Source organism: Streptomyces sp. NPDC044061 (assembly GCF_056434305.1).
Genome location: NZ_JBWKFL010000006.1, coordinates 78,014 through 98,115 on the forward strand (window position 1 = coordinate 78,014; position 20,102 = coordinate 98,115).

Here is a 20,102-nt window from a genome sequence, read left to right on the forward strand (position 1 = left end):
CCGCTCCTGAAGAAAAAAAAACCCCCCCCCCCCCCCCCCCCCCCCCCCCTCCCCCCCTCCCCCCCCCCCCCCCCCCCCCCCGCCGTGTCGTTCAGTGGGGCGAACCGAAGACGAAGGCTCCGTCGAACTCGGGGGACCGTGTCGTGCGTTCCTGCGGGAAAGCGTTCTGTGCCGGCGCCCTGTGCCAGGCTGGGCGCATGACCCTGGAGGACCTCGTACTGCTGCGCCGGGCACGCGACCGCATGGACCGCGAGTACGCCGAGCCGCTCGACATGACCGAGCTGGCCCGTGGCGCCCACATGTCGCCGGGTCACTTCCAGCGCAGCTTCCGCAAGGCGTACGGGGAGACGCCGTACAGCTATCTGATGACCCGTCGCGTCGAGCGCGCCAAGGCGCTGCTGCGCCGCGGCGACCTCACGGTGACCGAGGTGTGCTTCGCCGTCGGCTGTACCTCCCTCGGCTCCTTCAGCTCCCGGTTCACCGAGCTGGTCGGCCAGACCCCGAGCGCCTACCGGGCCGGCTCCCACGAGGAGAGCGCGGTGATCCCGTCCTGTGTGGCCCGCTCGTTCACCCGCCCCCGCCGCAGGCCCTACTGACCGGGTACGTCCATGACCGGTCGGCGAGTGACGACAGCGCGGCAGACGCGCGTGCCGGACCCCCGCGACGCCGGGATGATCCGAACGACAGGGCCTAACGTGAGGCCATGGACCTGAAACTCAAGCAGTGCTTCATCGCCGTGGACGACCACGACAAGGCGCTCCACTTCTACTGTGACGTGCTCGGCATGCAGATCCGCAACGACGTGGGCTTCGAGGGGATGCGCTGGGTCACCGTGGGATCGCCGCTCCAGCCGGACGTGGAGATCGTGCTGGAGCCGCCCGGCGCGAGCCCGGACATCTCCCCCGCCGACAAGCAGGCGATCGCCGAACTGCTCGCCAAGGGCCTGCTGCGCGGGGTCATCTTCACCACCGCCGACTGCGACGCGCTGTACGAGCGGGTCCGGGAGGCCGGCGGCGATGTGCTCCAGGAGCCGACGGACCAGCCGTACGGGGTGCGCGACTGCGCCTTCCGGGACCCGGCCGGGAACATGCTGCGTTTCCTGGAGCGGTCCGCGGACTGAAAATCCCCCCGGTCGCCGGGGACGCCTGCCTACGATCCCGGCCATGAACGCCATCCGCTGGACGTACGCCTTCGTCGACCGCCCCGCCGACCGCCTGACCGACGCCCGTGCCTTCTGGACGGCCGTCACGGGCACCCGGTTGTCCGAATTCCGAGGCGAGCGACAGGAGTTCGTGACGCTGCTGCCGGACGGGGCGGACCCCTGTGTAAAGCTCCAGGGCACCCTCGACGGGGACAGCGGGGCCCACCTCGACCTCTTCGTCGCAAACGTGCGAGCGTTCGTGGAGACGGCCATTCGCCTCGGCGCGGGCCTGGTCGCCGAGCATCGTGACTGGGCCGTACTCCGCTCGCCCGGCGGGCAGTCGTTCTGCGTCGGAGCCTGGCACGGCGAGGCGGTACGGCCGCCGGTGGTCGAGGGCAGCCGCCTGGACCAGGTGTGCCTGGACGTCCCGCCTTCCGCGTGCGACACCGAGACCGCCTTCTGGACGGCGCTGACCGGCTGGGAGCCGCTGGCGGGTTCCCTGCCGGAGTTCCGGGTGCTCAGGCCGCCCGCGGGCCTGCCGGTCCGGATCCTGCTGCAGCGGCTCGACGACGAACGCCCGGCCTCCGCCCACCTGGACCTCGCCTGCGCGGACGTCGCGGCGACCCGGGCCCGGCACGAGCGTCTGGGCGCCACGCCCGTGTACGAGGGCCCGCACTGGTCGGTGATGCGCGACCCGGCCGGCGGCACGTACTGCCTGACCGGGCGGGACCCCGAGACGGGCGGGCTGCCCGGAGCGTGAGCCTTCCCCGCCGGGTCAGCCCCAGGGCTCCACGTCCACCACGGCGTCCACCGGCACGGGACCGTACACGTGCGGGAACTCCTCACCGTTCGGCGGCATCGCGTCGTACTTCACCGGCACGCCGAGCCGGGCCGGGTCCACGACCAGCACCACCAGTTCGTCGGGGCCATCGTAGTCGCCGTAGAGGAAGGCCGCGATGCGCGGGAGTTGCTCGCGGGTGGAGAAGTGGATGAACCCCTCCTCCCGGAGGGTGCGGCCGCGGGTGGACACCTCGTAGGTGCCGGCCTCGCGCGCCGCCTCCCACAGGGAGCGCTCGGTGATGTGGACGATGTGCGGAAGTTTCGGCATGCGGCCACGCTACGGCGTCGGCCGGGCCGGGCGCGCCCGGCCGAAGCGCGCGACATGGGGATGCCGGAGCCGGGCCCGGACTCGGCGGCGGCTCAGGATTTCTCCGCGGCGGACTCGCCGGGCGCGGGTTTCCCGCCCCCGGGTGCCGGGGCCGCGGGCTCGGCCTGTTCGGCGCGCTCCCCGTAGGCGGCGCAGTCGGGGTTGCGGCACGGGCCGGGGCCCCACACGGGTACCCAGGCCCCCAGTGTCTTGTGCCGCCCGACGACCGTTTCGACGGGCTGTCCGCAGACGGGACAGACGTGGTCCTCGCTGTCCATGTCCTCAGGGTAGGGCGGGTGGGGGCTCAGCGCTTCCTGCGGTACGTCCGCACGAGCGCGCCGTTGCCGAACGTGCGCATCGAGTCCAGCGCGAACTCCTTGACGTCGAGGCCGGTGCCGAACATCGGCATGCCGGTGCCGTAGACGATCGGGTAGCTCTTGACGACCAGTTCGTCGATCTCGTCGAGCAGGGCTCCGGCGATCCCGGAGCCTCCGCACAGGTAGATGTCCAACCCCTCGTCCTCCGCCTTCAGTTGGTGGACCCGGGCGACCAGGTCGTCGGCGATGATCTCGACGTTCGGGTCGGGCGAGGTGCCCAGCGTGCGTGAGGCGACGTATTCGCGCAGGTGGGCGTAGGGGCTGGTGACGCCCTCCCGCAGAGCCAACTCGTAGCTGGCCCGGCCCTGGACGATGGTGTCGAACCGCTTGTTCTCCGGGGCGCCGAGGCCGAGCGCCTTGCGGCTGTGGGTGGGCAGGGTCTCCGGGAACTCCGCCTCGAGGAAGTCGAGATACTCCTCGTCCAGGAAGCGGAGCATCGCGGAGGCGTCGCCGTGTTCGTCGCCGATGAAGCCGTCGAGCGAACAGGCGATGAAGTACGTGAGCTTTCGCAAGCTTGGTCTCTTTCCGTAGGCTGCCGGGCGGTCGATCGACCACTCCGGTTGAAGTGCTTCATTTGTAGTACTCCGGTTGTAGTGGTGGCAAGGTGTTTCCGCGATGCTGTCGGCACCGGGGAAAAGTGGGAGAGGTGATTCCGTATGGCGGGCAATCCGGAACGGCGGGCGGCGCTGGTGGACGCGGGGATCGCGGTGCTGGCGCGGGAGGGCGCGCGCGGCCTGACGTTCCGCGCGGTGGACGGCGAGGCGGGTGTGCCCACCGGCACCGCCTCCAACTACTTCACCAGCCGCGTCGACCTGCTCCGCCAGATCGACGCCCGGCTGAACGTCCGGCTCGCGCCGGACCCGCGGGTGCTGGAGGGGCTGCTGGCCGGACCCCGTGACCGCTCCCTGGTCGCGGCCTTCATGCAGGACCTCATGGACCGCGCCACTCGTGACCGCACCGGCTATCTGGCCCTGCTGGAGATGCGTCTGGAGGCCACCCGGCGCCCCGAACTGCGGGCCTCCCTCACCGAGTCGCTGCGCGGGGACCTGGAACAGGGCATGGAGTTCCACCGGCAGGCCGGCCTGCCGGGCGGCGACGAGACCGTCACCGTGCTCTACCTGGCGATGCTCGGCCTCATCCTGGAACACCTCACCCTGCCCGGCGTCCTGGACGGGGCCCTGAGAGGGGTGACCGTCCCGCGGGGCCTGGTGGAGCGCGTCGTGACGACGATCGTCCCCGAGTAGTAGCCGTCCGCCGGCCGCACAGGAGCCCCACGGATGATCGGCGGGCCCCGCGCACTGTGGGGATGTGCGGGGCCCGCCGGGCCGGAGCCACCGGTGGACGTGCGGGGTCAGGAGCCGCAGGGCCCCGGTGGCTCCGGGGTCGCTTCCCGGCCGCCGGTCGGCGGCGGCATCAGCTGCTGCGCCGGGTCACGAACTCGGCCAGCGCCAGCAGACCGCCCGCCGCCTCCGGCGCGGGCACGGCGCGGGCCAGTTCCTGCATCGCCCGGGCCATCCGGTCGGCCGCCTCGGCCTGCGCCCAGTCCCGGCCGCCGGCCTGCTCGACGGCCCGTGCCGTCCGCGCGATCTCCGCGCCGGACCCGTCTTCCCCAGCGGCGTACGGCTTCCCGTACAGCGCGGCCAGTTCGGCCGCCGCCGGGGTGCCGGAGGCCAGGGCCGCCACCACCGGCAGGGACTTCTTGCGGACCGCGAGATCCGCGCCGGCCGGTTTGCCGGTGCGCTGCGGATCGCCCCATATGCCGATCACGTCGTCGATCAGCTGGAAGGCGAGCCCGGCCTGGCGGCCGAAGCCGTCCAGCGCCGCCACGTCCTCCTCACCCGCGCCCGCGTACAGCGCGCCGAGGGCACACGCGCAGCCCAGCAGGGCGCCGGTCTTCGCCTCGGCCATGGCGAGCACCTCGCCCAGGGTGACCTCGTCGGGAGCGCGTCGTTCCATGGCCGTGTCGGTGTGCTGTCCGGCGCACAGCTCCACGACGCAGTCGGCGAGCCGGGCCGCGGCCGGACCGGAGGCGGGGTGCGGGTCCTCGGCGAGCAGTCGCAGGGCCAGCGCCTGCAGGGCGTCCCCGGCCAGGATCGCGTCGGCGTCCCCGAACACGGTCCAGACGGTGGGCCGGTGCCTGCGGGAGGTGTCCCGGTCCATCACGTCGTCGTGCAACAGCGTGAAGTTGTGGACCAGTTCGACCGCGGCGGCCGCCCGGACGGCCGCCGCCCTCGCCCTGGGCCCGCCGAGCGCGGCGGCCGCCGCGAGGACGAGCGCGGGCCTTATGGCCTTGCCCGCGTTGCCCGCCGCCGGGGTGCCGTCGGCGTGCTCCCAGCCGAAGTGGTAGAGGGCGACCCGCCGCATCGAGCCGGGCAGCGACTCGACGGCCGCCCGCAGCTCCGGGTCGACCAGGAGCCGGGTCCGCTCCAGCAGCCCCGCCGCCTCCTGCCCGTCGAGCGGACCGGGTCCGGCGTCGTCGGCGGGGTCCTCCCGCACTTCTGGTGAACGCTGTCTGGTCTCCGTCATGAACTCGGCCATGGGCCCCCCTCGCACAGTCCGCGGACGGCGGCGCTTCCGCTCCGGCTGGACGCGTACCCCGGGGATGTACCCGCCCCGGAGGGCGGGAACACGGCCGTGAAGTGCGGAAACCTCACCTCCACCGGCCGATCTCGACGTTCTCCAGCACACCGAGGGCGTCGGGCACCAGGACGGCGGCCGAGTAGTACGCCGTCACCAGGTACTTGATGATGGCCTGTTCGTTGATGCCCATGAACCTCGCGGACAGGCTCGGTTCGACCTCGTCCGGGATGCCGGACTGCCTGAGCCCGATGACGCCCTGCTCGGCCTCGCCGGTACGCATGGCGATGATCGAGGTCGTGCGCTCCGGAGTGACGGGGATCTTGTTGCACGGGTAGATCGGCACACCGCGCCAGGTCGGGATGCGGTTACCGCCGATCTCGATGGTCTCCGCGACCAGTCCGCGCTTGTTCAGCTCGCGTCCGAACGCGGCGATCGCGCGCGGGTGGGCGAGGAAGAGCTTGGTGCCGCGCCGGCGGCTGAGCAGCTCGTCCATGTCGTCCGGGCTGGGCACGCCGTCGTGCGGCTGGAGCCGCTGGTCGTACTCGCAGTTGTGCAGCAGCCCGAAGTCCCGGTTGTTGACCAGCTCGTGCTCCTGGCGCTCCTTCAGTGCCTCGACCGTGAGCCGCAGCTGCTGCTCGGTCTGGTTCATCGGCTGGTTGTACAGGTCGGCCACGCGTGTGTGGATGCGCAGGACGGTCTGGGCGATGCTCAGTTCGTACTCGCGCGGCCGGGCCTCGTAGTCGACGAAGGTGTGCGGGATGTCCGGCTCGCCGCTGTGGCCGGCCGCCAGCTCGACCTCCTTCTCGCCGTACTTGTTGGTGCGCTGCTCGGGGATCGACCGCAACTGCCGGACGTGCTCGCGCAGCGAGTCGGAGCGCTCGGCGACCTGCTCGAAGTCCTGGCGGCCGAGGATCAGCACCGTGCACGCGGTGTCCGCCCGGGCGGTGTACTCCCAGATGGCGTCCGGGTCCAGCAGCGCCGCCTCGCCGAAGTAGGCGCCGTCGGCGAGGACACCGAGGACCGCGTCGTCGCCGTAGGGACCCGTGCCGACCTTCTCCACCCTGCCGTGGGCCAGCAGGTACACCTCGTCGGTCCGGCTGCCGAAGGAGGCGATGACCTCACCGGGCGCGAAGTCCCGCTGCCGGCAGCGCCGGGCCAGCTCGGTCAGCACCTCGTCGTCCTCGTACGACCGCAGCGCGGGCAGTTCACCGAGTTCGGCGGGGATGACCTCCACCTGGTCCCCGGTCTTCACGAAGGTGATGCGGCCGTCGCCGACGGCGAACGTCAGCCGCCGGTTCACCCGGTACGTGCCGCCCTGTACGTCCACCCAGGGCAGGGTCCGCAGCAGCCAGCGGGAGGTGATCTCCTGCATCTGCGGAACGGACTTGGTCGTGGTGGCCAGGTTCCGCGCTGCCGCCGTGCCGAGAGACTGCTGCGGCTTGCCCTGCTCCGCGCGGACCTCTTCGCCTACCGACATAAGAAAATGCCCTCTCGTTCGTGCCCGGCGCCGAATCGCACACCGGTCTTGCGATCGAGCCTTCCATTACGCAGAGCACTCACGCCATTACCCGAATGAGCGGGAATGGATCATCGCACTAGTGGGCAGAAAGAGGGATCTTGCCCAGCACCGTCCCGGATGCACGACCTGTCCGGATCGGCTCGCACAATGTGCGAACGATGTAGTCCGGGACGTCCGGTTTCGGTAGAAGCACCGGTACGAGTGGGTCGCGACCGGCGGGCCACCGGGCACAGCACGAAGGAGCCGCCATGGCCCCTCCCATGTCCGCGAGCGGATTTCTGGACGCGCTTCGCGCGGAAGGCGTCACCGTCGTCGAGGTCGGCGACTGGCGGCACCACAACCGCAACCACAAGGGGCCCTGGGGCCCGGTCCACGGCGTGATGATCCACCACACGGTGACCCGGGGCAGCGAGCACACCGTGGAGATCTGCCGTGACGGCCACGCGGCGCTGCCGGGGCCGCTGTGCCACGGCGTGATCACCAAGGACGGCACGGTCCACCTGGTCGGCTACGGCCGCGCCAACCACGCCGGCCTCGGCGACGACGACGTGCTGCGCGCCGTGATCGCCGAGAAGGGGCTACCGCCGGACAACGAGGCGAACACCGACGGGAACCGGCACTTCTACGGCTTCGAGTGCGAGAACCTGGGCGACGGCGAGGATCCCTGGCCCGAGGCGCAGCTGGAGGCGATCGAGCGGGCCGCCGCGGCCGTGTGCCGCCGGCACGGCTGGACGGAACGGTCGGTCATCGGCCACCGGGAGTGGCAGCCGGGCAAGGTGGACCCGCGCGGCTTCTCGATGACATGGCTGCGCGAGCGGATCAGGGAGCGCCTGAAGGCTTAGCCTGCGCCGGACGGATCCGGGAACGGCCGAGGACGTGGCGGCGCCGGACGGATCAGGCAACGGCCGAGGGCAACGTGGCGCCGGACGGATCAGGCGGCGGCCGAGGGCGTGGCGGCGCCGGACGCGTCCGGAAATGGCTGAAGACTCGGCGGGCGCCCGGCAGAGCACGAAGCGGCTGAAGGCTCAGCGTGCGCCCGGCGAAGCAGGAAGCCGCATCGGCGGGGGGCCCGGTCAAAGATTCGGCCGGGCCCCTGCCGGCTTGGCGGGGGCCCCGGCAGAGCCCGAAGCGGCCGAGGGCAGAACGGCGCCGGGCGGATCCGGGAGCGGCTAAGGGCTCGGCAGGCACCCGGCGAAACAGCAAGCGGCTCACGGGTTCACAGGCACCCGGCGGAGCAGCAGGCGCGCACCCGGCGCAGCACCAAGCGGCACCGGCGGGGCCCGGCCGCACACCCGGCCGGGCCCCACCGACTTGACGGGCACCCGGCGAAACAGCAAGCGACTCACGGGTTCACAGGCACCCGGCGGAGCAGCAGGCGCGCACCCGGCGCAGCACCAAGCGGCACCGGCGGGGCCCGGCCGCACACCCGGCCGGGCCCCACCGACTTAACGGGCACCCGGCGAAACAGCAAGCGACTCACGGGTTCACAGGCACCCGGCGGAGCAGCAGGCGCGCACCGGGCGCAGCACCAAGCGGCACCGGCGGGGCCCGGTCGGACACCCGGCCGGGCCCCACCGACTTGACGGGCACCCGGCAAAACAGCAAGCGACTCACGGGTTCGCAGGCACCCGGCGGAGCAGCGAGCGGCTGAGCGTGCAGTCGCTCCGGGCGACAATGGGGGCGTGACCAGCACCGGCCCGCTCGCCCCGCGTCTGCCGTCGCCCCTGGAGGAGATACGGGACGACCGGTTCGCCCGGCGCGGCCTGGGCCTGCTCCTCAAGCGGGACGACCTGATCCATCCGGAGCTGATCGGCAACAAGTGGCGCAAGCTGGTGCCGAACCTGGAGGCGGCGCGGGGCCGCGCGCTGCTCACCTTCGGCGGGGCCTACTCCAACCATCTGCGGGCCACCGCCGCCGCGGGCCGACTGCTCGGGCTGCCGACCACCGGGGTGGTCCGCGGCCAGGAGCTGGCCGGCCGCCCGCTCAACCCGTCGCTGGACCGATGCGCGGCCGACGGCATGCGGCTGCACTTCGTCGACAGGTCGACATACCGGCGAAAGAACGAGCCGGAGACCCTGGCCGCGATCCTGCGGGCGGCCGCCGCCGAGGAGGCGTACGTCGTCCCCGAGGGCGGCAGCAACGCCGAGGCCGTGCGCGGATGCCGGGCCCTCGGGGAGGAGCTGCGCGGCCGTGCCGACGTCGTCGCGGTGGCCTGCGGCACCGGCGGCACGCTCGCCGGACTCGCCGCCGGGCTGGCCCCCGGCCAGCGCTCGCTCGGTGTTCCGGTGCTCAAGGGCGGCTTCCTGGAGGGCGACATACAGGCCCTCCAGGAGCGCGCCTTCGGCGCCCGCACCGGCACCTGGTCGCTCGACGACCGCTTCCACTGCGGCGGCTACGCCCGTACGACCCCCGAACTCGATTCCTTCGCCGAAGACTTCGAGCAGCGGCACGGACTGCCCGTGGAACGTCTCTATGTCGCCAAGTTGCTCCATGGACTCGTCGCCCTCGCCGAGGAGGGCGCCTTCGTGCGCGGGACGACGATCGCGGCGGTGGTCACCGGCCGGCCCTTCCCGGGCGCCTAGGACAGCACGGGCGGCCTCACACGCACGAGGACCGCGCCGCACCCACCAGCACCACCCTTGCCGGTCGCCGTCCCCCGCACACGGCCGCCCTCGATCGGGGCCCGCTCGGGGGGGCATCCCCGTCACATCGCCACGCCGCCCTGCTCCGCTTCGCGCCCGGGCGCACGAGGCCCCGGCCGCCGCGCTCGCCGAGCCACCCTCTCCGGAACCCGGCTCCGGTCGGCCTCTATCCGGCCTCCCGGTAGGCGGCCGCCTCCTCCAGGTCGAGTCTGCGCAGCAGCGCGCGCAGCATTTCGTCGTCGATGTAGCGGTGGTCCCGCAGCTTGACGAAGACCTCGCGTTCGGCGCCGATCATCTCGCGGGACAGCCGGCGGTAGGTGTCGTCCACGGACTCGCCGGTGACCGGGTTCACCTGGCCGAGCCGCTCCCAGACGGCGTTGCGGCGGCGCTCCAGGACGGTGCGCAGGCGGTCGGCGAGCGGCGGGGGCAGGGCGTTGCGCTCGTCGGAGAGGAGTTCGTCCAGGCGGCCCTCGGCGGCCCGGGAGGCCTGCGCCTGGGCGTTGGCCTCGGCGAGCGTCTCGGCCTGCTGGTCGCGGCCGGGGAACTTCAGGACACGGATCAGCGGGGGCAGGGTCAGGCCCTGCACGACCAGGGTGCCGATGACGGTGGTGAAGGTCAGGAAGAGGATCAGGTTGCGTTGCGGGAAGGGCTGGCCGCCGTGCACGGTGGTCGGGATGGAGAAGGCGATCGCGAGGGACACCACCCCGCGCATCCCGGCCCATGAGGTGACCATCGCGCCCCGCCAGGTGGGGTTCTCCTCGCGCTCCCTGATGCGCGCAGACAGCATCCGGGGCAGGAAGGTCCCCGGATACACCCAGACGAACCGGACGAGGACGACGACGAGGAAGAGGGCGACCGCGTACCAGGTCGCCCTGGCACCCTCGAACGGCCCGAGCCCCTTGAGGACGACCGGCAGCTGCAGGCCGATCAGGGCGAAGACCGCCGACTCCAGGATGAAGGCGACCATCTTCCACACCGCCTCCTCCTGGAGCCGGGTGGCGAAGTCGACCTCCCACGCGCGGTGCCCGAGGTAGAGGGCGACGACGACGACCGCGAGGACCCCGGACGCGTGCAGCTGCTCGGCGACGCCGTAGGCGACGAACGGGATCAGCAGGGAGAGCGTGTTCTGGAGCAGGGGCTCGGTCAGATGCGTGCGCAGCCAGTGCAGGGGCGCCATCAGGACCAGGCCGACGCCGACACCGCCGACCGCCGCGAGCAGGAACTCGCTGATGCCGCCCGCCCAGGTGGCGGCCTCGCCGACGGCGGCGGCGACGGCCACGTTGTAGGCGGTGATCGCGGTGGCGTCGTTCAGCAGCGACTCGCCCTGGAGAATCGTGGTGATCCGGGACGGCAGACCCACCCGGCGTGCGACCGCCGTGGCGGCCACCGCGTCGGGCGGGGCCACCACCGCGCCCAGCACCAGCGCGGCGGGCAGCGGCATCCCGGGGATGAGCAGGTAGGCGGCCCAGCCGACGACGAAGGTCGCGAAGAGCACGTAGCCCACGGACAGCAGTGCCACGGGTCTGAACTGGGCCCGCAGGTCGAGATAGGAGCTGTCGCTGGCCGAGGTGTACAGCAGCGGGGGCAGCAGCAGCGGGAGCACGACCTTCGGGTCGAGGGCGTAGTCCGGCACCCCGGGCACGTAGGAGACCACGAGGCCGACCGCGACCAGCAGCAGCGGCGCCGGTACCGGTCCGCGCCGGGCCGCCGCGGCGACCGCCGCACTGCCCGCCACCAGGAACAGCAGCGGCATCACGTCCATGGTCCTCGCCCACCCTCATTTTCCGCGCGGTCACCCGCACACCCGTCGTAATCTGGCAATCATGAAACAGTGCACGCACGCCGAAGCGCTGCCGCACCCGGAACCCGAGCCGCGCGACGCGACCTGCCCGGAGTGCCTGCGGGACGGCACGCACCCGGTGCAGCTGCGCCTGTGCCTCAGCTGCGGCCACGTCGGCTGCTGCGACTCCTCCCCGGGCAGGCACGCGACGGAGCACCACGCACGGTCCGGTCACCCGGTGATGCGGACCTTCGAACCCGGCGAGGACTGGCGGTGGTGCTTCGTGGACCACGTTCTCGTGTGACACTGCATTGAACGGCATGCGGCCGCGACCGCCGACGGTTCGGGCGTCTGACGCCGGGGTACGTCAATCCGGCGCGCGCTCTTCCCTTTTGGGCCCGCAAACCCTCTAGACACGGAGCGTATCCACAGCTTTACTGTGAGTGACGCCAGGGGGTTGGGGTCCCGGGGACAGGGACGTTCGGAGCGCGATAGCGTCACCGCGGAACCACGTATGCGTTACCCCGGGGGGCGACCCTCGGCCCCGTAGAGCTTGTACCACCATGGAGGTGAGGGTGTCCCAGATCGCAGGCGAGCCCGCGACCCAGGACTTCGTGGAAGTCCGGCTGCCGGCTGCGGGTGCCTACCTTTCGGTGCTGCGGACGGCCACGGCCGGTCTCGCGGCCCGCTTGGACTTCACCCTGGACGAGATCGAGGACCTGCGGATCGCCGTGGACGAGGCCTGCGCGATCCTGCTGCAGCAGGCCGTGCCCGGCTCCGTGCTCAGCTGCGTCTTCCGGCTCGTCGACGACTCGCTGGAGGTCACGGTGTCGGCACCGACCACCGACGGCCATGCCCCCTCGCGGGACACCTTCGCCTGGACCGTGCTCTCGGCCCTCGCGGGCAAGGTCTCGTCCGCCGTCGACGAGGACAGGACCGTGTCGATCAGCCTCTACAAACAGCGCGGCGCGGGCCCCGGGCCGGCGTGAGGAACGGGGACGGGCCGGTGCGGGACGAAGAGCGCGGCACACGGGAGCTGCCGACGGGGGACCGAGAGCCCACGAACGCATCCCGACGCATGGCGGACGGCATCGACGGCATCCCCGAGCAGGCGAGGCCCCACCCGGAGGAGCCCTCCGCTGAGGCCGCCGGCGACGGTGCCGTTCAGAGCGCGCCTGCGGAGGGACGCGGCGGGGTGGACCCCGCCGCCCGCGCGGAGGCGAGGGCTCGGGGAAGGGCTACGGGCGGGACGATGAGCGAGCACGAGCGATACGCCGAGGACGACGCGCCGGGCGCGGAGGCCGTGCAGGCCGCCCCCCAGCACGACCCCCAGGACCGCAGCGGGGCGCGTGCGAAGTTCGTCGAGCTGCGCAAGCTGAACGCGGGCAGCGCGGAGTACGCGGAGCTGCGCAACCAGCTGGTCCGGATGCACCTGCCGCTCGTCGAGCATCTGGCACGCCGCTTCCGCAATCGCGGCGAGCCGCTGGACGACCTCACCCAGGTCGCCACGATCGGCCTGATCAAGTCGGTCGACCGCTTCGACCCGGAGCGCGGCGTGGAGTTCTCCACGTACGCCACCCCGACCGTCGTCGGTGAGATCAAGCGGCACTTCCGCGACAAGGGCTGGGCGGTCCGCGTGCCGCGCCGCCTGCAGGAGCTGCGTCTCGCGCTGACCACGGCGACGGCGGAGCTGTCCCAGCTGCACGGCCGCTCCCCCACGGTCCACGAGCTGGCCGAGAAGCTCGCCATCTCCGAGGAGGAGGTCCTGGAGGGCCTGGAGTCCGCGAACGCGTACTCCACGCTGTCCCTGGACGTCCCCGACACCGACGACGAGTCCCCGGCGGTCGCCGACACCCTCGGCGCCGAGGACGAGGCGCTGGAGGGCGTGGAGTACCGCGAGTCCCTCAAGCCGCTGCTGGAGGACCTGCCGCCGCGGGAGAAGCGGATCCTGCTGCTGCGCTTCTTCGGGAACATGACCCAGTCGCAGATCGCGCAGGAGGTCGGCATCTCCCAGATGCACGTCTCCCGGCTGCTCGCCCGGACCCTCGCCCAGCTGCGGGAGAAGCTCCTGGTGGAGGAGTAGGCGGCGGCTACTCCGCCCGACCCGGTCCCTTGATCCCGAGGGCCCGGGTCGTCGCCGGGTTCACCAGCAGCACCAGCGCGGCCACGGCCACGACGGCGAGGGCGATGCCGCCCGGAATGGCCATGCTGTCGGCCTTGAGCAGGTTGTAGGCCACCGGAAGCGCCATGATCTGCGTGATGACGGCGGGGCCGCGGCTCCAGCCGCGCCTGAGCAGCAGGCCTCGCGCGGCCAGCAGAGGCAGCAGCGCGAGCACCACCAGCGTGATCCCGCCGGTCACGGCCTGCTGCCGGTCGTCCGGATCGCCGGTGAGGCCGAGGGCCAGGATCCACACTCCACCGGCCACCAGGGCGATCCCCTCCAGCGCGGCCAGCGCCGCCGCGTACGTCAGCCGGCGCGGGCGCGGTCCGGCGGCACCGGCGCTCTCGGCGGTGTCCTGGCTGGGGTTCTGCTCGCTGCTCACCCCAGAAGGGTAGCCGCGGCCCCCACGGGCGCGGCCCCCGCCCGACGCAGCCGAGTGTCCAGGCTCACGCGCTCATCTCTTACCCGATCCCTACCTCGGTCTGGGCCGGGTACCCCCCAGTAGGTACGCTGCCATCCATGCGTGCACTCCTCGTGGTCAATCCGGCGGCAACCACCACAAGCGCACGCAGGCGTGACGTCCTGATCCACGCGCTGGCGAGCGAGATGAAGCTGGAGGCGGTCACCACCGAGTACCGCGGCCACGCGCGCGACCTCGGCCGGCAGGCGGCGCAGAGCGAGGACATCGACCTGGTCGTGGCCCTCGGCGGCGACGGCACGGTCAACGAGGTCGTCAACGGCCTCCTGCACGAGGGGCCCGACCTCGACCGGCTGCCCGGCCTCGCCGTGGTCCCCGGCGGCTCCACCAACGTCTTCGCCCGCGCCCTCGGCCTGCCCAACGACCCCGTCGAGGCCACCGGCGCCCTGCTGGACGCCCTGCGCGAGGGCAGCGAGCGGGTCGTCGGCCTGGGGCTGACCTCGGGCACGCCCGGCACCGAGGACGAGGCGGTGCCGGACCGCTGGTTCACCTTCAACGCCGGACTGGGCTTCGACGCGGGCGTGGTCGGCCGGGTCGAGCAGCAGCGCGAGCGGGGCAAGAAGTCGACGCACGCGCTGTACGTGCGTCAGGTGGCCCGGCAGTTCCTCGGCGAGCAGCACCGCCGGCACGGCACGATCACCCTCGAGCAGGACGGCGAGGACCCGATCGCCGATCTCGTCGTCGCCATAGTCTCGAACACATCGCCGTGGACGTATCTCGGCAATCGCCCGATGTACACGTCGCCTAAGGCGTCGTTCGATACGGGCATCGACCTGCTCGGTCTCAGCCGTCTGTCGACGGCCGCGGTTGCCCGGTATGGCACCCAGTTGCTCACTTCGTCCCCCGAGCGCGGACCCCATGGCAAGCACGCCGTCTCACTGCACGATCTGGACCGGTTCACCTTGCATTCGAAGGTCCCCCTGCCCCTTCAGATGGACGGCGACCACCTGGGACTGCGAACGAGCGTGACGTTCACAGGCGTACGCCGCGCACTGCGTGTGATTGTGTGAGCGGAACGGGCGAAAGTCCTTTCACTCGAACGTTTAGGCCAGGATCCACCCCATGGAAGTACGGCTGTGACCCAGTCGACACCGAGGAATCAAAAAAAACTTTCCGCAAGGGGTTGTATCCGCCGCTGAGGTTTGCGAGTCTCTACGTGGCGATCGGGACGGCCCGCAGGACCGGCCTCCACTGATCACCGGAACCCCTCTTCAAATCACAGGACCACGCCGGGGAAGACTCGACGGTCGGCCCTTCACTTGTTGAGGGATTCGTGAAAGCGTTCACATTCACAAGCAACTTGCACGTAATACCAAGGAGAGGTAGCAGCCATGGACTGGCGTCACAACGCCGTTTGCCGCGAGGAAGACCCCGAGCTCTTCTTCCCCATCGGCAACACCGGTCCTGCGCTGCTGCAGATCGAGGAAGCCAAGGCCGTCTGCCGTCGCTGCCCCGTCATGGAGCAGTGTCTGCAGTGGGCGCTCGAGTCCGGCCAGGACTCCGGCGTCTGGGGTGGTCTCAGCGAGGACGAGCGCCGCGCCATGAAGCGCCGCGCCGCCCGCAACCGGGCTCGTCAGGCCTCCGCCTGACAACCCACCCCTGCTGACAGCCTGAGCTTGGCGGCGCGTACAGCGAGTACGCATCTCCCGCCCCCGAGCCGCAGCGCGCAGTACCCCCGATGCGCTTAGCGAGAGCAGAGCAGCAACGAGCACGAGCCTCGGACCAAAGGCGGTCCGGGGCTTTTTGCTTGCCCCGGTGCCCTTCGGGCCACTTCGCGGGATTACTCCCCCTGGCCCGTTCTTCGGTCACTTCTGCGCCCGCACCGGGATGTCGAGGATCACCCTCGTCCCCCGCCCCGGCGCCGGGACCATGTCGAAGGTGCCGCCCAACTCGCCCTCCACCAGCGTCCGTACGATCTGCAGGCCGAGGTTGCCCGAGCGGTGCGGGTCGAAGTCCTCGGGCAGGCCGACGCCGTCGTCCTGGACGGTGACGAGGAGGCGGGCCTCCTTGGTGGTGCCGCCACGGACCGCGGAGACCTCGACCGTGCCGGTGTCGCCCTCACGGAAGCCGTGTTCCAGGGCGTTCTGCAGGACCTCGGTGAGCACCATGGACAGCGGGGTGGCGACCTCGGCGTCGAGAATCCCGAAGCGCCCGCTGCGCCGGCCGGCCACCTTGCCCGGCGAGATCTCGGCGACCATCGCGAGCACCCGGTCGGCGATGTCGTCGAACTCCACGCGCTCGTCAAGGTTCTGAGAAAGCGTCTCATGCACGATGGCGATCGAGCCGACCCGTCGCACCGCCTCCTCCAGAGCCTCCCGGCCGCGCTCGGACTCGATGCGCCGGGCCTGCAGCCGCAGCAGGGCCGCCACCGTCTGGAGGTTGTTCTTCACCCGGTGGTGGATCTCCCGGATGGTCGCGTCCTTGGTGATCAACTCGCGTTCGCGGCGCCGGAGTTCGGTGACGTCGCGGCACAGCACCAGGGAACCGATGCGGGTGCCCTTGGGCTTGAGCGGAATGGCCCGGAACTGGATGACCCCGTCGTTGGCCTCGATCTCGAACTCACGCGGCGCCCAGCCGCTGGCCACCTTGGCGAGCGCCTCGTCCACCGGGCCGCGGGTCGGGGCGAGTTCGGCCGTGGTCTGCCCCAGGTGCTGGCCGACCAGGTCGGCGGCGAGGCCGAGGCGGTGGTAGGCGGAGAGGGCGTTCGGTGAGGCGTACTGGACGATGCCGTCCCCGTCCAGCCGGATCAGTCCGTCGCCGACGCGCGGCGAGGCGTCCATGTCGACCTGCTGGTCGGGGAAGGGGAAGGAGCCGGCCGCGATCATCTGCGCGAGGTCCGAGGCGCTCTGGAGGTAGGTGAGCTCCAGCCGGCTCGGGGTGCGGACGGTCAGCAGGTTGGTGTTGCGGGCGATCACCCCGAGGACGCGGCCCTCGCGCCGCACGGGGATCGACTCGACCCGCACGGGGACCTCTTCGCGCCACTCCGGGTCCCCCTCGCGCACGATCCGGCCCTCGTCCAGCGCCGCGTCCAGCATGGGCCGTCGGCCGCGCGGGACCAGGTGCCCGACCATGTCGTCCTGGTACGAGGTCGGGCCGGTGTTGGGGCGCATCTGGGCGACCGAGACGTACCGGGTGCCGTCGCGGGTGGGGACCCACAGGACCAGGTCGGCGAAGGAGAGGTCGGAGAGCAGCTGCCACTCCGAGACCAGCAGGTGGAGCCACTCGAGGTCGGAGTCGTCGAGCGCTGTGTGCTGGCGTACGAGTTCGTTCATGGAGGGCACGGTGTGAGCGTACCCGGGGCCTCACGAGTGGCCGAAAAACACCCGCGGGCCGCGGCGCCTGAGAGGGACCCTCAACCCTCCCGGCACCGCAGCCCGGAGCATCATCGGCCGTGGGGTGTGCGGTCCCGGTCGGCCGAAGGTCGAGGAGCCGGGGCAGTCAGGGCAGAGAGCACCGGTTCCTCGGTCCGCCTTCCTGTGCGGGGAAGACGGAAGCTGTTCAGTTTTCCCTACGAAGCTCTTCTACGCATTGTGGACTAGACCACGATGGCGTGTCCATGCGCGAGGGAGTACAGGTTGCGGACTGGCACACGATGCCACGAAGCCTAGCCCGCCCGGCTCAGCCGCGGGGCCAGATGGCCATGGCAATTTCCGCGAGCGACTCCAGTTCGGCCCGGCTCGCGCCGTCCCGCGCCTGCTGGGACATGCCCTGGATCATCGCGCCGGCGTGCCGGGCGAGGGCCGCGGCGTCGGTGCCGGCGGGCAGTCGGGCCGCGGCCATGTCGGCCCGGATCCGGGACTCGAGGGCGGCGATGCCGGCGTTGCGCCGCTCGCGCAGCAGCTGTTCCACCTCGGGGCTGGTGCAGTTGGTGGCCGCATGGGCGACCAGACAGCCGTAGGGGTGGGCGGGGTCGGTGTACTCGGCGGCGGCCTCACGCAGCGTCCGCTCCACGGCGGCGCGCGCCGTCGGCTCCTCGGCCAGGGCCCGGTCGCCGAAGGCTCCGTGCGTGTCCGCGTAGACCCGGACGACCTCCTCGAACAGGGTCCGCTTGTCGCCGAAGGCCGCGTACAGGCTGGGGGCGCCGATGCCCATGATCCGGGTGAGATCGGAGACCGACGTCGCCTCGTAGCCGTGCTCCCAGAAGGCCATGACCGCCTTCTCCAGCGCGGTGGCACGGTCGAAGGAGCGCGGACGGCCCCGGGTCCGGGACGCCCCGGCCTGCGGGTTCACCGTCGCCGTCCGCTGATCCGCCTTCTGCGCGTTCACCATGGAGTGCATTTTATAGCGCACCCTAGAGAAATGTCGGCGGAGTGGGGTACGGTCTTTTTGTAGTGACCGATAGAAAATTCGGGAGGGGTGGCGGACATGTGTGTGCTCACGGGGCGGACGGCACTGGTCACGGGGGCGATCCGGGGCATCGGACGCGGCATCGCCGAGCGGCTGGGCCGCGACGGGGGCGCGGGTCGCGGTGCACTACGGCAGGAACGAGGCGGCCGCCAAGGAGACGGTGGCGGCGATCGAGGCGGCCGGAGGCTCGGCCTTCACGATCGGCGTGGAGCTGGGGGTGCCGGGGGTCGCCCAGCGGCTGTGGGAGGAGTTCGACCGGCATGCGCACGGCCTCGACATCCTGGTGAACAACGCGGGGATCGGCACGGCCGCACCGATCGAGGAGATCGACGAGGGGAAGTACGACCGGGTCTTCGCGGTGAACGCGAAGGCGCCGTTCTTCATCGTCCGGCACGGTCTGGGGCGACTGCGCGACGGCGGCCGGATCATCAACGTCTCCTCCGAGCTGGCCCGTACGGCGGTGATGCCGGACAAGGTGGCGTACGCGATGACGAAGGCCGCCCTCGACGCCTCCTCCCGCGATCCGCCCAAGGTGCTGGGCCATCGGGGCATCACCGTCGACTCGGTGGGCGCCGGGAATCGTCGACACCGACAGCACCGCCGGCTTTCCGCACGGGACGCAGGACGGCTGGGCGAGGGCCGCCGCGATATCGGCGCTGGGCCGCGTGGGGACACCGGCGGACGTGGCCGACGCGGTGGCGTTCCTGGCCTCGGACGCCGGGCGCTGGGTGACGGGCCACTGGCTGGACGCGACAGGAGGTTCCCTGACCTGAGCGGCGGGGCAGATGGGCGAGTGAGGGCGGCGGGCAGCAGGCGAAAGAGGGCGGCGGCGCGCTGCGGGAGCGGGCGGATTTCGGGCGTCTTCCGACGCGCCCGTGACCCCCGATTCTGTTAGATTGGTCTAAACCACATACCTCTCTTGCCAGAGCCCTCCCAGACCTCCAGCCCTCTTCAGAACGGCAGGCCCAGCGTGGAAGTTGTCATCGTTCCGGACGCCGCGGCGGGCGGCGAGCTGATCGCCGAGGCCATGGCCCAGCTGCTGCGGCGCAAGCCCGACGCCGTGCTCGGCGTGGCCACCGGCTCGACCCCGCTGCCCATCTACCAGGCGCTGACCGCCAAGGTGCGCTCCGGCGCCGTGGACACCTCGCGGGCGCGCATAGCCCAGCTCGACGAGTACGTGGGGCTGCCCGCCGAGCATCCCGAGTCCTACCGCTCGGTGCTGCGCCGGGAGGTGCTGGAGCCGCTCGGAATCGGGATGGACGCCTTCATGGGCCCGGACGGGACGGCTCCGGACGTCCAGGCCGCGTGCGAGGCGTACGACGGGGCGCTCGCCGGTGCCGGCGGCGTTGACCTGCAGCTGCTGGGGATCGGCACCGACGGGCACATCGGTTTCAACGAGCCGTGCTCCTCGCTCGCCTCGCGCACCCGTATCAAGACGCTCACCGAGCAGACCCGGATCGACAACGCGCGCTTCTTCGACGGCGACATCGAGCAGGTGCCGCACCACGTGATCACCCAGGGCATCGGCACGATCCTGGAGGCCCGCCACCTGGTGCTGCTCGCGACGGGCGAGGGCAAGGCGGACGCGGTCGCCGCGACCGTGGAGGGGCCGGTCGCGGCCGTCTGTCCGGCTTCCGCGCTCCAGCTGCATCCGCACGCCACGGTGGTCGTCGACGAGGCCGCCGCGTCCAAGCTCAAGCTGGCCGACTACTTCCGGCACACCTACGCCGACAAGCCGGACTGGCAGGGGATCTAGTCGTCCGGACCGGCAGGGATCCGGTACGGGTCACGAGGACGGCTCCGGTGGCGGGGGGGGGGAGGGGGGCACCCCCCCCCCCCCCCCCACACACCCTCCGGACCAGGAAAACAAAGGGTCCGTCGGTATATGGGGGAGGGTAAGGGACGTGAGGATGGAGCCCTCCCACACGAA

Annotated in this window: 21 protein-coding genes and 1 pseudogene; 13 read left to right on the forward strand and 9 right to left on the reverse strand. The window is 71.7% G+C overall.

The features are described from left to right. Positions 1-197: 197 nt before the first annotated feature. The 3 genes from AC07CM_RS11770 (at position 198) to AC07CM_RS11780 (ending at position 1,901) form a co-directional block, all read left to right on the forward strand. Entirely contained in the window at positions 198-596 is a 399-nt protein-coding gene (locus tag AC07CM_RS11770) for a helix-turn-helix transcriptional regulator (RefSeq protein WP_478876200.1), read from the forward strand. Positions 597-703: 107 nt separating this feature from the next. Next, positions 704-1,120, forward strand: a complete 417-nt coding sequence (locus tag AC07CM_RS11775) for a VOC family protein (protein ID WP_478876201.1) — start codon at positions 704-706, stop codon at positions 1,118-1,120. Positions 1,121-1,163: 43 nt separating this feature from the next. Then, positions 1,164-1,901, forward strand: a complete 738-nt coding sequence (locus tag AC07CM_RS11780) for a VOC family protein (RefSeq protein WP_478876202.1) — start codon at positions 1,164-1,166, stop codon at positions 1,899-1,901. Positions 1,902-1,916: 15 nt separating this feature from the next. Here AC07CM_RS11780 and AC07CM_RS11785 read toward each other — a convergent pair whose 3' ends face one another. From AC07CM_RS11785 to AC07CM_RS11795, 3 genes are all read right to left on the reverse strand, one after another. Continuing rightward, positions 1,917-2,249 (reverse strand): DUF952 domain-containing protein, encoded by a 333-nt coding sequence (locus tag AC07CM_RS11785; protein WP_478876203.1) that lies wholly within the window; start codon positions 2,247-2,249, stop codon positions 1,917-1,919. 92 nt (positions 2,250-2,341) lie between these two features. Continuing rightward, positions 2,342-2,566, reverse strand: coding sequence for a hypothetical protein (locus AC07CM_RS11790; RefSeq protein WP_478876204.1), 225 nt, complete (start codon positions 2,564-2,566; stop codon positions 2,342-2,344). A gap of 26 nt (positions 2,567-2,592) precedes the next feature. Beyond that, complete coding sequence (locus AC07CM_RS11795; protein ID WP_478876205.1) at positions 2,593-3,177, reverse strand: dihydrofolate reductase family protein; 585 nt, start codon at positions 3,175-3,177, stop codon at positions 2,593-2,595. A gap of 144 nt (positions 3,178-3,321) precedes the next feature. On the opposite strand from AC07CM_RS11795, the gene AC07CM_RS11800 reads away from it, so the two are divergent. Continuing rightward, the gene (locus tag AC07CM_RS11800) at positions 3,322-3,909 is read left to right on the forward strand and encodes a TetR/AcrR family transcriptional regulator (protein WP_478876206.1); all 588 of its coding nucleotides are present in this window, start codon (positions 3,322-3,324) and stop codon (positions 3,907-3,909) included. Between the two features lie 169 nt (positions 3,910-4,078). Here AC07CM_RS11800 and AC07CM_RS11805 read toward each other — a convergent pair whose 3' ends face one another. Both AC07CM_RS11805 and AC07CM_RS11810 read right to left on the reverse strand, forming a co-directional pair. Further along, positions 4,079-5,203, reverse strand: a complete 1,125-nt coding sequence (locus AC07CM_RS11805; RefSeq protein ID WP_478876207.1) for a family 2 encapsulin nanocompartment cargo protein polyprenyl transferase — start codon at positions 5,201-5,203, stop codon at positions 4,079-4,081. A 112-nt stretch (positions 5,204-5,315) separates the two neighbouring features. Further along, positions 5,316-6,722: a family 2B encapsulin nanocompartment shell protein gene (locus AC07CM_RS11810; RefSeq protein ID WP_478876208.1), complete on the reverse strand. Its 1,407-nt coding sequence runs from the start codon at positions 6,720-6,722 to the stop codon at positions 5,316-5,318. A gap of 290 nt (positions 6,723-7,012) precedes the next feature. Between AC07CM_RS11810 and AC07CM_RS11815 the strand changes: the two genes are divergently transcribed. Continuing rightward, on the forward strand, positions 7,013-7,606 hold the full coding sequence (locus AC07CM_RS11815) for an N-acetylmuramoyl-L-alanine amidase (RefSeq protein WP_478876209.1): 594 nt from the start codon (positions 7,013-7,015) through the stop codon (positions 7,604-7,606). A gap of 840 nt (positions 7,607-8,446) precedes the next feature. Then, positions 8,447-9,346, forward strand: coding sequence for a 1-aminocyclopropane-1-carboxylate deaminase/D-cysteine desulfhydrase (locus AC07CM_RS11820; protein ID WP_478876210.1), 900 nt, complete (start codon positions 8,447-8,449; stop codon positions 9,344-9,346). Between the two features lie 226 nt (positions 9,347-9,572). Here the strand turns inward: AC07CM_RS11820 and AC07CM_RS11825 are convergent, their stop codons facing one another. Next, positions 9,573-11,168, reverse strand: coding sequence for a Na+/H+ antiporter (locus AC07CM_RS11825; RefSeq protein ID WP_478876211.1), 1,596 nt, complete (start codon positions 11,166-11,168; stop codon positions 9,573-9,575). Between the two features lie 61 nt (positions 11,169-11,229). Here AC07CM_RS11825 and AC07CM_RS11830 point away from each other — a divergent pair, with 61 nt between their 5' ends. The 3 genes from AC07CM_RS11830 (at position 11,230) to AC07CM_RS11840 (ending at position 13,269) form a co-directional block, all read left to right on the forward strand. After that, complete coding sequence (locus tag AC07CM_RS11830; RefSeq protein WP_478876212.1) at positions 11,230-11,490, forward strand: UBP-type zinc finger domain-containing protein; 261 nt, start codon at positions 11,230-11,232, stop codon at positions 11,488-11,490. A 271-nt stretch (positions 11,491-11,761) separates the two neighbouring features. Beyond that, positions 11,762-12,175, forward strand: a complete 414-nt coding sequence (locus tag AC07CM_RS11835; protein WP_006136266.1) for an ATP-binding protein — start codon at positions 11,762-11,764, stop codon at positions 12,173-12,175. 17 nt (positions 12,176-12,192) lie between these two features. Further along, on the forward strand, positions 12,193-13,269 hold the full coding sequence (locus AC07CM_RS11840; RefSeq protein ID WP_478876213.1) for an RNA polymerase sigma factor SigF: 1,077 nt from the start codon (positions 12,193-12,195) through the stop codon (positions 13,267-13,269). A gap of 7 nt (positions 13,270-13,276) precedes the next feature. Here the strand turns inward: AC07CM_RS11840 and AC07CM_RS11845 are convergent, their stop codons facing one another. Further along, a complete protein-coding gene (locus tag AC07CM_RS11845) occupies positions 13,277-13,729 on the reverse strand; it encodes a hypothetical protein (RefSeq protein WP_478876214.1) in 453 nt (150 codons plus the stop codon). Positions 13,730-13,866: 137 nt separating this feature from the next. Between AC07CM_RS11845 and AC07CM_RS11850 the strand changes: the two genes are divergently transcribed. Beyond that, complete coding sequence (locus AC07CM_RS11850; RefSeq protein ID WP_478876215.1) at positions 13,867-14,835, forward strand: diacylglycerol/lipid kinase family protein; 969 nt, start codon at positions 13,867-13,869, stop codon at positions 14,833-14,835. A gap of 321 nt (positions 14,836-15,156) precedes the next feature. After that, positions 15,157-15,414 (forward strand): WhiB family transcriptional regulator, encoded by a 258-nt coding sequence (locus AC07CM_RS11855; protein ID WP_016639615.1) that lies wholly within the window; start codon positions 15,157-15,159, stop codon positions 15,412-15,414. A gap of 216 nt (positions 15,415-15,630) precedes the next feature. Here AC07CM_RS11855 and AC07CM_RS11860 read toward each other — a convergent pair whose 3' ends face one another. Together AC07CM_RS11860 and AC07CM_RS11865 are read right to left on the reverse strand one after the other, a co-directional pair. Beyond that, positions 15,631-17,106, reverse strand: a complete 1,476-nt coding sequence (locus AC07CM_RS11860; RefSeq protein ID WP_478876216.1) for a sensor histidine kinase — start codon at positions 17,104-17,106, stop codon at positions 15,631-15,633. Between the two features lie 337 nt (positions 17,107-17,443). Further along, a complete protein-coding gene (locus AC07CM_RS11865; RefSeq protein ID WP_478876217.1) occupies positions 17,444-18,094 on the reverse strand; it encodes a TetR/AcrR family transcriptional regulator in 651 nt (216 codons plus the stop codon). Between the two features lie 96 nt (positions 18,095-18,190). Between AC07CM_RS11865 and AC07CM_RS11870 the strand changes: the two are divergent. After that, positions 18,191-18,945, forward strand: a pseudogene (locus AC07CM_RS11870) (SDR family oxidoreductase). Positions 18,946-19,142: 197 nt separating this feature from the next. Beyond that, positions 19,143-19,928 carry a glucosamine-6-phosphate deaminase gene (gene nagB, locus AC07CM_RS11875; RefSeq protein ID WP_478876218.1) on the forward strand — a complete coding sequence of 262 codons (786 nt, stop codon included), beginning with the start codon at positions 19,143-19,145 and terminating at the stop codon, positions 19,926-19,928. The last annotated feature ends 174 nt before the right edge of the window (positions 19,929-20,102 follow it).